Source organism: Rhizobacter sp. SG703 (genome assembly GCF_012275445.1).
Lineage (GTDB): Bacteria > Pseudomonadota > Gammaproteobacteria > Burkholderiales > Burkholderiaceae_C > Rhizobacter.
Genome location: NZ_JAAZQK010000004.1, coordinates 274,032 through 284,907, shown reverse-complemented (window position 1 = coordinate 284,907; position 10,876 = coordinate 274,032). Strand labels below are relative to the sequence as shown.

Here is a 10,876-nt window from a genome sequence, read left to right as displayed (position 1 = left end):
GTCGGGCTGGTTCTGCACGAAGACGCTGCGGCGTCGTTTCAGTAGTAGACGAACACCGTGACCGTGGCCACCACGGCCGCGTCGTAGGTGGAGGTCGCGGTGAAGGTCAGCGCGACCGGCGTGCTGAAGGCGCTGGTGTCGAAGGTGTCGACCAGGATGCGCGACGCGCTGAGGGTGTCGATGGTGACACCGATGCCGCCGTAGTACACGGTGCTGCCGCTGCCGCTCACCGAGGTGCCTGCGACCTGCAGCGACCACACGACCGGCTCGCTGGCATCGAGCTGCAGCGAGTCGCCTGCATACACCGAGATGCTCTGCGACGAGCCGGAGTGCACATGCCCGCTGCTGAGTGGTTGCCCGGCGACGATGATGCCGATGTCGAAGGTGACGCTGCCGTCGTCGCCACCGCCACCGCAGGCGGTGAGGGCCAAGGCCAGGCAGGCCGCGGCGGCAAGCCGCGGCAGGGTTCGCAGGACGTGACGCATGGGCGCATCCGGAGTCGTTGATGGGGCATCCAACGGATCCGGCGGCCGGTGTGTTGACTGGCGAGGTGTAACGCTTGGATGCGTCTTCCCGCTCGGGTCAGCCCTCCATCTGCGAGCGAGGCCAGCGCAACCCGGATCTGGTCGCGCTGGCCTCGGCCTGCCGGTCGGCGAAGCTGGCGGCTTGAACGGCGGACCCGCTCAGTTCGCCGTGCGCGACGACGGAGCTTGCGCCGTCATCGCCTTGTCCTGCAGGCGTGCCAGCTCGGTGCGGTATTCGGAGCCGCTGCGCCATTGCTTGTACTGCGCCAGGCGGCTGGCGATGTCGGGACGCGTCGGGTCGAAGCTTTCGCGGCCGGCGGCGGCTTCCAGGCCGGCACGCTGCCACAGCGCCAGGTCGGCCTGCACTTCGGCGCGCGTCAGCGTCGACGGCGTGCTGTCGTAGGCCCGATCGGCCGCGGTGTCGGTGTCGGCGTGCGCGGCCTGCGACAGCACGGTGAAGCCGAGGGCGGCGAGGCTCAGTGCGAGGGTGGCTTTCATGGTTCGGTACCTTTCACGAAGTGGTTGGGAGTGAAGGCATCGTAGAAAGCGGACCCGCTCAGGACCCTGTCCGGCAGATGACGTTTTTGTCAGGTGGCCGTCAATGTGAAACCGAAGGTGTTGCGCCCGGACTGCGAGCGCGCGAACACCGAGCCGCGGTGCATCAGCGCGATCGCCTTGACGATCGCGAGGCCCAGCCCGTGGTTGCCGCCCGGGTTGCGGCGCGCGCTGTCGACGCGGTAGAAGCGGTCGAACAGGTGCGTCAGGTGCTGGTCGTCGATCGGGCCGCCGGGGTTGCTGACGGCCACGCGGATCTGCTCGGGTGCGTCGAGCAGGCGCCCGACCTCGACGACGATCTCGTCGCCCGGCGTCGAATGCTCGATCGCGTTCTGCAGCAGGTTGCCGAGCGCGCGCCGCAGCAGCGCCGTCTCGACGCAGCCGCGTTCGTCGCCCTGCACGCGGATGCGCACGCCGCGTTCGTCGAGCAGCGCGTCGAGGTAGTCGGCCACCTTGTGCACCTCGTCGGCGATCGAGGTGTCGGCATGGCGCGACGCGGCCGCGCCCTGGTCGGCGCGTGCGAGGAACAGCATGTCGTTGACGATGCCCTTCAGCCGCTCCATCTCCTCCAGGTTGGAGCGCAGCACCTCCTCCAGCTCGCCGGCACTGCGCTCGCGCGTCAGCATCACCTGCGTCTGGCCGATCAGGTTGGTGAGCGGCGTGCGCAGCTCGTGCGCGACGTCGGCGTTGAAGGCCTCCAGCTGCTGGTAGGCCGTCTGCAGCCGCGCCAGCGCGCCGTTGAACGACGCGGTCAGGTTGTCCAGCTCGGCCGGCATCGGCTGCAGCACCAGCCGCTGCTCCTGGTGGTTCGGGTCGAGCGCCCGGGCCTGCCGGCTCAGCCGGTCCAGCGGGCGCAGCCCGACGCGGGCGATGACGTAGCCGAGGCAGCCCACCGCCAGCACGCCGGCCAGGCCCAGCCCGATCAGCGCGAAGCGGAAGTCCTCCAGCGTCTGCAGGAAACGCAGCGGGTCCTTGACCAGCACCAGCGTCACCGCGGGGCGGTCGCCGTCGGCCGGCAGGTGGCGGGTCCAGGTCAGCAGCTTGCACGGGTGGCCGGGCTCGACCAGCTCGCCGTAGCCGCCGGCCATCGCCAGCGCCTCGATGTCGGCGCGGCGCGGGCCGTAGCGGAAGGTCGGCACGTCGCTGACGACCCACAGCCGCACGTCGCTGCGCTCCATCTCGAGGGTGTTGAACTTCGGCGTGAGCCACAGCCGCCACTGCGATTCGTCCTGCACGCGCTGCACGATGGATTCGGCCCAGCCGGCGCGCAGCCGCATCTCGCCGCGCACCTGCTCCATCATCCCGCCGTTGAGCATGCGGTAGAGCGCCCAGCCGCCGACCAGGAACACCACCGCGGCGCAGCCCGCGAACATCAGCGTGAGCCGCACCGACAGGCCGCGCGTCACGGCGAGCCCTCCGCGTCGCGCGCCTCGAGCACGTAGCCCATGCCGCGCATCGTGTGCAGCAGCTTGACCGGGTAGGGGCCGTCGAGCTTGGCGCGCAGCCGCTTCACCGCGACCTCGACGACGTTGGTGTTGCTGTCGAAGTGGATGTCCCACACCAGCTCGGAGATCTCGGTGCGCGACAGCACCTGGCCCGGCCGGCGCGCGAGCGTGGTCAGCAGCGAGAACTCCTTGGCGGTCAGGTCGATGCGGTCGCCGCCGCGCTGCACCTTGCGGCCCAGCAGGTCGAGCACCATGTCGCCGATCGTGATCGTGGTCGGCTCCTGCTGCCGGCTGCGGCGCGAGAGCGCATGCAGCCGCGCGCTGAGTTCGAGGAACGAGAACGGCTTGACCAGGTAGTCGTCGGCGCCGTCCTGCAGGCCGCGCACCCGGTCCTCGATGCCGTCGCGGGCGGTCAGCATGATGATCGCCACCTGCTTCACGCGGCGCACGTCGCGCAGGATCTCGAAGCCGTCGATGCCGGGCAGCATCGCATCGAGCACGATCACGTCGTGCCGGCCTTCGAGCGCCGCATGGCGGCCGTCGATGCCGTTGTGTTCGACATCGACGACGTGGCCCTGCTCGGTCAGCCCGCGGCGCAGGTAGTCGGCCGTTTTCGGTTCGTCTTCGATGATCAGGACGCGCATTCCCGGGAGTTTAGTGATGCTCTCCCGGCCGGCGGCTGTCATGCAGATGACAAATTCGTCATCTGCGGGCTTCGACAGGCTCAGCCCGACCCTTCGACAAGCTCAGGTCCTTCGACGAGCTCAGGGCGAACGGAAGAAGGGTGGTCAGGGCGCGGCGAAGGTGACCTGCGTCGCGACGATCCGCGTGCCGTCGAGCGACGGCAGGCCGGTCACGGTGGCGAGCCGGCCGTTCGCCAGGTCGGCGGCCGCCCCGCCGCTGAACGCGGTGCCGTCGTCGAACACCACCGGGGTGTTGCGGATGCGGAAGCTGCGCGCCGCCGCGTCGAGCTCCTGCACCGCACCGACCAGCGCGAAGCTGGCGATCGCCGGCACGCTGTCGTCGTGCACGATCACCCGCGCCGCCACCAGCGTGCCGGCCAGCGTGCTGCCCAGCACGCCGACGCGCGCGCCCAGCACGACCTTGGCCTCGTCGCCGTCGACGTGCGCGGTGGCGGCGTCCACCGCGATGCCGTTCACCTTGAAGCTGCGCGAACTGAGGATCTCGGTCACCGTGCCTTCGACCCGCGCCACCGGATGGTCGCCGAGCATCAGGTCGGCGCTGCGCACCGAGGTGGCGGCGAGCTGGCCGTTCTCGGCGAGCAGCCGCACGCTGAGGAAGTCGCCGATGTCCGCCGGCGGCACCGCGCTGCCGGCCACGCCGCCGACGCCGATCACCTCGCTGCCCAGTGTCAGGCTCGGCGCCTGCGGGTCGCGCGCCGCGACCACGCCGCGGATCTTGAAGAACGTCGCATCGGGCAGCTGCTCGACCCGCGTCGCGGCGTACTGGCGCGTCAGCGGGTCGTACTGCGAATACACCTGCACCGTCATGCCGGGCACCAGCGCGCTGAAGCCGCCGGTCAGGCTGCCGTCGAACAGCGTGCGCGCGCCGACGATCACCGTCTGGCCGAGCACGGTGAAGCTGCCGGCGGCGGCGTCCACCATGCCGACCGGTCCGACCAGGTCGCTGACGACGCGGATCACCTGCGCGGTGGAGGTGGCCTGCGCGGCACTGGTGTCGAGCGTGCCGCCCTCGACGATCACCGTCATGCCGAGCTTCAGCTGGTCTTTCGTCAGCAGCGCGCCCTGCTCGTCGCGGATCTCGGCGCTGTCGTCGTCGAAGCGCACGTCGTTGACGAAGATCGAGCCGAGCCCGCTGATCGGGCCGGACGCGATGATGCCGGTGCCGCCGCTGTCGACACCGCCGCCGCAGCCGGCCAGGTGGGTGATCAGCAGCGCGGCGGCCAGGAGCCCCGCGGTCAGGCGGCGGCGGGTCGGTAGGCGGGTGTTCACGATGGATCGGGCTCGTCGGGTGAAGAGGGTGCCGCCGCCGCGGGCGCTTCGGCATGGAAGGTGTACAGGCCGATGCGCACGCGGCGCGGCGGCGGGTCGCCGGCCTGGTGCGCGCGCTCGTCGGCGTCGATCATCTCGGTGAGCCGCGGCACCAGCGCGGCCATCAACCCGCGCCATTGCTCGGTGACCAGCCCGCGCAGCTGCGCGACCGACTCGGCCGACAGGCCGTCGGCGAATACCGCCTGCTCGAAGTGCGGCGGCTTCTCGCCGCCGCTGCCGGCCGCCAGGTTGGCCACCGCGGCCGACAGGTGGTCGCCGACGTTGTGGCCGACGAAGCCGAGCAGCCGCGACTGGTCGGCGCTGGGCACGAAGGAGTCGCGCTCCAGCGTCACGGTGTCGGTCACCGGGTCGAAGCTGGCGAGGCCGAGCCGGCACAGCTCTTCGAGCAGGCTGCGCGGGTGAACGTCGCGCGTCACCGAGCGCGCCAGTTCCTCGAAGCTCGGCGCCTTGCCCTGGCGCGGCAGCGCCTTCGGGTGGCCGTCCTTGTCCTGCAGGCGCCGGCTGCCCATCCACTTGGTGAACACCTGCGTGGCCGGCGAGCTGCGCGCCGGCGCCTCCGCCTGCGGCGTGTGCGTGATGCGCGTCACCTCGCGGCGCGTCAGGCCGGTGGTGGTGCTGATGCGGCTGATGTCGCGGCTCGCCTGCGCACCCGAATGCGCCTCGCGCGCCGCCGCGACCAGCGCGCGCTTCATCGCCTCGGCCAGCAGCGGGAAGCCGTGGCCGCGGTCGAGGCACAGCTGCGCCAGCGGCAGCAGCAGGCGCTCGAGCGCCTGCTGGAAGGCGGTTTCGGTGTCGTCGGGCGGGGTCATCGGGTCAATGTGCAACATACACATTTGATCATGCTTGCGCAATCCGGGGTTGCCCGGGACTTGTCACGATGTGTCGTGGAATCTACAGTGAATGTGCAAACAGCACATTCGTGAAATCCACTGGAAACGCTTCGATGAACAAGTACTTCTCCCGCCGGGCCCTGGTTGCGGCGAGCGCGCTCGCGATGCTGGCGGCCGCCGCCGTGCTGCCCGGTTGCGGCGGCGGTTCGGACGACGGCGGCGGCGCGCCCGGCCGCGTGCGCCTGGTCAACGCGACGACCGACTACACGGCACTCGACTTCTATGCCAACGACGTGCTGCAGACGAAAGACACCGCATCGTTCGCGGTCGGCGCCTATTCGGAGATCGGCTCGGGCACGGTCGCGATGACGCTGAAGCGCAGCGGCTCCACGGCAGCGGCGGCCAGCGTGAGCCGCACCGTGGCGAGCGACGGCTATCACACGCTGGTGGCCTACAGCACCGAGACCTCGCTGCGCGCGATGTACATGAACGACGGCGAAGCGGCGCCGGCCGCCGGCCAGGCGAAGCTGCGGGTGATGAACGGCGCGGTCGAAGCCGGCGCGCTCGACGTGTACGTGTTCCCGGTCGATGCCGCATTGGCCGACCAGAACCCGGGGTTCGGCATCGCCATCGACACGCTGAGTGCGTACAAGGAGTTCGCGAAGGGCGCGTGGCGCGTCGTCGCGACCGGCGCCGGCAACAAGGCCGACGTGCGGCTGGACCTGCCGTCGGTGACGCTGGCCGACCAGCAGATCGCGACGCTGGTGCTGACGGCCACGCCCGGCGGCGTGCTGGTGCACGGGCTGGTGCTGAACCAGCGCGCCGACGTGGTCGCGCAGAAGAACCCGTCGGCCCGCGTGCGCGTGGTGGCCGGGACGACGGCCGGCGGTGCGGTGTCGGTGAAGGCGAACGGCATCACGCTGTCGAGCGGCATCGCGTCGCCGGCGATCGTGCCGTATGCGATGGTGCCGGCCGGTGCGGTGACCGGCGAGCTGCGGGTGAACGGCGGCGCGGCCCTCGCGCTGCCGGCCTTCACCGCGCCGCCCGGCGCCGACGTGACGCTGCTGGTGCTGGGCACGCCGGCCGCGCCGACCGCCTTCGTGCTGCAGGACAACAACAAGCCGGCTGCCGCCACCAGCGCGAAGCTGCGGCTGGTGCACGGCGTCAACGGGCTGGCCGGCAACGTGACGCTGACGGCCGACTACGGCCTGGTCGCCAGCGACATCCCGTTCGGCCAGGCCTCGGTCGGCGCCAGCCTGGTGGTCGGCAACCCGATCCGGCTGGAGGTGACCTCGCCGGCCGCGGCGTCGCGGCTGTACCTGAACGGCGAGGCCAACCTGCAGGCGACCAAGGTCTACACGGTGTTCATGCTCGGCGACGCCGCGACCCCGCTCGGCACGCTGGTGCGCGACCGCTGATGCCGGCTGTCGCTGTCCGGTGACAGCCAAAAAGTCCTGACACGACAAGGACTTGGCGAGGCAGCTCCGGACCGCTGTCGCTGCGCGGCGACAAAACGACCGGTCCGGAGCGCTGTTTTCGCGTCAGATACGGGGAAACCCTTCGTTACGCGTGGTAAGTCGTTGATATCAAACGACTTTTCTTGCTGGCACAGGCGTTGCGCTGTCATGGCATCGCGGCCGTTTTCGACGGCCTTGTTTTGCCAGACAGGAACCACGTTTTGCTCGCTGCCCCCGGTCACACCGCGTTCACCGCTCCCGCCATTCGCCGATCCGCGACATGGATCCGCGCGCTGGTTTCGCTCGGCCTCGCAGGCCTCGCCGGCCACGCGATGGCCTTCGGTTTCGACGACGTGGCCGAGCGCGCCCGCCAGATGGCCACCCGTGCTTACGCGCCGGTCGCGGTCAAGCTGCCCGACGAGCTGAAGAACCTCGACTACGACCAGTACCGCGACATCCGCTTCAACCCGCAGAAGTCGCTGTGGCGGCGCGAGAACCTGCCGTTCGAGCTGGCCTTCTTCCACCTCGGCAAGTTCCAGACCCAGCCGGTGTCGATCAACGAGATCGCGCCCGACGGCCGCGTCAACCACGTCGCGTTCGACCGCGCCGACTTCGACTACGGCAAGAACAAGCTGACGCAGAAGGGCTGGGGCGACCTCGGCTTCGCCGGCTTCCGCGTGCACTATGCGCTGAACAACCCGGCCTACAAGGACGAGCTGGTGGTCTTCCTCGGCGCGAGCTACCTGCGCGCGCTCGGCAAGGGCCAGCACTACGGCATGTCGGCGCGCGGGCTGGGCATCGACACCGTCGGCGGCAGCGGCGAGGAGTTCCCGCGCTTCAGCGAGTTCTGGATCGAGCGCCCGGCGCCGCAGGCGACCACGCTGGTGATCCATGCGCTGCTCGACTCGCCGCGCGCGACGGGTGCGTACCGCTTCACGCTGCGCCCGGGGGACGACAAGAATCCGGACACGGCGATCGACGTGCAGGCCCGCCTGTTCCTGCGCGCCGGTGTCGCGACGCTCGGCCTGACGCCGCTGACCAGCATGTTCGCGCACGGCGAGAACCAGCCGAAGGCCGGCGACTTCCGCCCCGAGGTCCACGATTCGGACGGCCTGATGATCGCCACCGGCGACGGCAAGGGTGGCGGCGAATGGCTGTGGCGCCCGCTGGTCAACCCGAACCGCACGCTGGTGACCTCGTTCTCGATGGCCGAGCTGAAGGGCTTCGGGCTGATGCAGCGCGACCGCGCGTACACCAGCTACGAAGACACCGAGGCGCAGTACGAGCACCGCCCGAGCGTGTGGATCACGCCGCAGGGCAAGTGGGGCCCGGGCCGCGTCGAGCTGCTGCAACTGCACACGCCGGACGAGACCGACGACAACGTCGTCGCGTACTGGGTGCCCGACAGCGTGCCGGCACCGAACCAGCCGATCGATTTTGCGTACCGCATGCAGTGGCAGGGCGAGCGCCAGCAGCGCCCGCCGGCCGGCTGGACGGTGCAGACGCGCCGCGGCCACGGCTTCGTCGACCGCCACAAGGCGCTCGACCCGCGCGAGGTGCAGTACGTCGTCGACTTCGACGGCCCGGCACTGCGCGCGCTGCCCGCCGATGCGGTGGTGAAGGCCGTCGTCACCGCCGGCAGCAACGCCCAGATCGTCGAACGCAACGCCTATCGCAACCCTGCGACCGGCACCTGGCGCATGACCGTGCGCGTCAACCGCCTCCAGCCCGCGCAACCCGCCGAGCTGCGAGCCTTTCTCCAAACCGGCGACAACGCCTTGACCGAAACATGGACCACGATCATTCAACCCGAGTGAGCGCCGACCGATCCGCACCGGGCGCCAGCATGCCGCGCATGAACCGCGGCTCGATGGTGGCTCAGCCGTGGCGTGGTTTCACGCGCAGCCTGGGCGAGCTGCTGGTCGGCACGCTGGCCGGCCTGGGCCGCCTGGTGCAGCCCGGCGCGCGCGCCGCGCCGGCCGCGCCGGCCCCGGCCCCCGCGGCCTGGGAGAACGCCGCGAAGGCGCGCCGCCGCGTGCTGCTGGGGCTGGTCGCGCTGTCGGCCGCCGGTGCCACCGCGCTGCTGGCCACCGTGCTGCCGCCGCACGACAGCGCCTGGCTGCGCAACCTGCAGATCGGCCTGTACGCGCTGCTGTTCGCGTGGGTGTCGGCCGGCTTCTTCACCGCGATGATGGGCTTCTGGGTGCTGTGGCGCGGCGACCGGCATGCGATGTCGGCATCGTCGGTCGGCAACGAGCCGATCCACAAGAGCGCGCGCACCGCGATCATCATGCCGATCTGCAACGAGCAGGTGTCGACGGTGTTCGCCGGCCTGCGCGCCACCGTCGAATCGCTGGCCGCCACCGGCGCGTCCAGCCTGTTCGACGTCTACGTGCTGTCGGACACCAGCGACCCCGAGATCCGCGCCGCCGAGCTGGCCGCGTGGGCCGAGCTGCGCGCCGAGAGCGGGCTGGCCGAGCGCATCTACTACCGCTGGCGCACCATCCGCACCAAGCGCAAGGCCGGCAACGTCGCCGACTTCTGCCGCCGCTTCGGCCGCGACTACCGCTACATGGTGGTGCTGGATGCCGACAGCGTGATGAGCGGCGACTGCCTGGTGAAGCTGGTGCGGCTGATGGAAGCCAACCCGAACGCCGGCATCCTGCAAACCGCGCCGCAGGCCTGCGGCCTGGACACCGTGCATGCGCGCTCGCAGCAGTTCTCGGGCCGCGTCGCGGGCCGGCTGTTCACCGCCGGCATGCAGTACTGGCAGCTGGGCGAATCGCACTACTGGGGCCACAACGCGATCATCCGCGTCGAGCCGTTCATGAAGCACTGCGGCCTGGCACCGCTGAAGGGCCGCGGCGGCCTGAGCGGCGAGATCCTGTCGCACGACTTCGTCGAAGCCGCGCTGATGCGCCGTGCCGGCTACCACGTCTGGCTGGTGCACGACCTGCACGGCAGCTACGAGCAACAGCCGCCCAACCTGCTCGAAGAGTTGCAGCGCGACCGCCGCTGGTGCCAGGGCAACCTGCAGAACGCCCGCCTGATCGCCGAGCCCGGCCTGCACGGCGTGCACCGCGCGATGCTGCTGACCGGCGCGCTGGCCTACCTGTCGGCGCCGCTGTGGCTGGCCTTCGTGCTGCTCGGCGCGGGGCTGTGGATGTTCGGCGGCCACCCGGTGTTCGGATCGGCCCGCGAGCTGCCGGTCGAGATGGCGCTGCTGTGGCTGGCCACCGCGGTGATGCTGGCGATGCCGCGCGTGATGGGCGTCGCCGCGATCGTGATGACCGGGCAGCAGCGCCGCTATGGCGGCACCGCCGCGCTGGTGAAGGGCGCGCTGCTGGAAGGCGGCCTGTCGGTGCTGCAGGCGCCGGTGCGGATGATGGCGCACACGCTGTTCGTCGTCGTCGCGCTGACCGGGCTGAAGCTGGACTGGAAGTCGCCCCCGCGCGAAGCGAGCGACATCGGCTGGGCGGATGCGGCGCGCCGCTTCATGTTCATCAGCGGCGGCGTGGCGCTGCTGTCGGCGCTGGTGCTGTGGGTGCAACCGCAGGCCACGCTGTGGCTGGCGCCGATGGGCCTGCCGCTGCTGCTGGCGGTGCCGCTGGTGGTGCTGACGAGCCGCTCCGGGCTGGGCCAGCGCCTGCTGGCCAACAAGCTGCTGCTGACGCCGGAAGAGCATTCGGCGCCGACGGTGCTGCGCCGTGCGTGGGCGCATGCGCGCCGCGCGGCGCCGATGCGCCAGTTCCGCGATGCGTTGAACGACCCGTGGTTGTTCGACGTGGTGCGCAGCGCGATGGGCCCGCGCAACACCAGCTGGGGCAGCCGCGGCAAGGCGCGCCGCCTGCTGATGAAGGGCCTGCTGGTCCATCACGACACCGAGCGCCTGAGCAAGGCCGACCGGATGCGCCTGCTGAGCGAGCCGCAGACCATCGTGCGCCTGCGCGATCAGCTGGCGGCGAATGCCAGCCTGGTGCGCAACGAACGACGCGCCTGACGGCAACCCCTCGGCCGCCGGGCACGTCGGCC

9 protein-coding genes are annotated in these 10,876 nt (G+C 70.8%); 3 read left to right on the top strand and 6 right to left on the bottom strand.

The window, feature by feature from the left end:
- Positions 1 to 38: 38 nt before the first annotated feature.
- The 6 genes from FHT26_RS09510 to FHT26_RS09485 form a co-directional block, all read right to left on the bottom strand.
- Positions 39 to 485 carry a hypothetical protein gene (locus FHT26_RS09510; protein WP_168559684.1) on the bottom strand — a complete coding sequence of 149 codons (447 nt, stop codon included), beginning with the start codon at positions 483 to 485 and terminating at the stop codon, positions 39 to 41.
- 198 nt (positions 486 to 683) lie between these two features.
- Positions 684 to 1,022 (bottom strand): DUF4148 domain-containing protein, encoded by a 339-nt coding sequence (locus FHT26_RS09505; RefSeq protein WP_168559892.1) that lies wholly within the window; start codon positions 1,020 to 1,022, stop codon positions 684 to 686.
- 89 nt (positions 1,023 to 1,111) lie between these two features.
- The gene (locus FHT26_RS09500) at positions 1,112 to 2,485 is read right to left on the bottom strand and encodes a heavy metal sensor histidine kinase (protein ID WP_168559891.1); all 1,374 of its coding nucleotides are present in this window, start codon (positions 2,483 to 2,485) and stop codon (positions 1,112 to 1,114) included.
- Positions 2,482 to 3,168: a heavy metal response regulator transcription factor gene (locus tag FHT26_RS09495; protein ID WP_168559890.1), complete on the bottom strand. Its 687-nt coding sequence runs from the start codon at positions 3,166 to 3,168 to the stop codon at positions 2,482 to 2,484. The genes FHT26_RS09500 and FHT26_RS09495 overlap by 4 nt, the downstream gene beginning before the upstream one ends.
- A gap of 144 nt (positions 3,169 to 3,312) precedes the next feature.
- Positions 3,313 to 4,497 carry a DUF5666 domain-containing protein gene (locus tag FHT26_RS09490; RefSeq protein WP_168559889.1) on the bottom strand — a complete coding sequence of 395 codons (1,185 nt, stop codon included), beginning with the start codon at positions 4,495 to 4,497 and terminating at the stop codon, positions 3,313 to 3,315.
- Positions 4,494 to 5,366: a DUF6502 family protein gene (locus FHT26_RS09485; protein ID WP_168559888.1), complete on the bottom strand. Its 873-nt coding sequence runs from the start codon at positions 5,364 to 5,366 to the stop codon at positions 4,494 to 4,496. The genes FHT26_RS09490 and FHT26_RS09485 overlap by 4 nt, the downstream gene beginning before the upstream one ends.
- Before the next feature lie 134 nt (positions 5,367 to 5,500).
- On the opposite strand from FHT26_RS09485, the gene FHT26_RS09480 reads away from it, so the two are divergent.
- The 3 genes from FHT26_RS09480 (at position 5,501) to mdoH (ending at position 10,844) form a co-directional block, all read left to right on the top strand.
- Positions 5,501 to 6,805, top strand: a complete 1,305-nt coding sequence (locus FHT26_RS09480; RefSeq protein ID WP_168559887.1) for a DUF4397 domain-containing protein — start codon at positions 5,501 to 5,503, stop codon at positions 6,803 to 6,805.
- 371 nt (positions 6,806 to 7,176) lie between these two features.
- Positions 7,177 to 8,661 carry a glucan biosynthesis protein G gene (locus FHT26_RS09475; RefSeq protein ID WP_168559886.1) on the top strand — a complete coding sequence of 495 codons (1,485 nt, stop codon included), beginning with the start codon at positions 7,177 to 7,179 and terminating at the stop codon, positions 8,659 to 8,661.
- A gap of 38 nt (positions 8,662 to 8,699) precedes the next feature.
- On the top strand, positions 8,700 to 10,844 hold the full coding sequence (gene mdoH, locus FHT26_RS09470) for a glucans biosynthesis glucosyltransferase MdoH (RefSeq protein ID WP_490362777.1): 2,145 nt from the start codon (positions 8,700 to 8,702) through the stop codon (positions 10,842 to 10,844).
- The last annotated feature ends 32 nt before the right edge of the window (positions 10,845 to 10,876 follow it).

Excerpts from the sequence above, each read along its gene's own strand:
- FHT26_RS09505 (WP_168559892.1), bottom strand. The coding sequence starts at position 1,022 with ATGAAAGCCACCCTCGCACTGAGCCTCGCCGCCCTCGGCTTCACCGTG.
- FHT26_RS09510 (WP_168559684.1), bottom strand. The coding sequence starts at position 485 with ATGCGTCACGTCCTGCGAACCCTGCCGCGGCTTGCCGCCGCGGCCTGC.
- FHT26_RS09480 (WP_168559887.1), top strand. The coding sequence starts at position 5,501 with ATGAACAAGTACTTCTCCCGCCGGGCCCTGGTTGCGGCGAGCGCGCTC.
- mdoH (WP_490362777.1), top strand. The coding sequence starts at position 8,700 with ATGAACCGCGGCTCGATGGTGGCTCAGCCGTGGCGTGGTTTCACGCGC.
- FHT26_RS09475 (WP_168559886.1), top strand. The coding sequence starts at position 7,177 with ATGGCCTTCGGTTTCGACGACGTGGCCGAGCGCGCCCGCCAGATGGCC.
- FHT26_RS09485 (WP_168559888.1), bottom strand. The coding sequence starts at position 5,366 with ATGACCCCGCCCGACGACACCGAAACCGCCTTCCAGCAGGCGCTCGAG.
- FHT26_RS09495 (WP_168559890.1), bottom strand. The coding sequence starts at position 3,168 with ATGCGCGTCCTGATCATCGAAGACGAACCGAAAACGGCCGACTACCTG.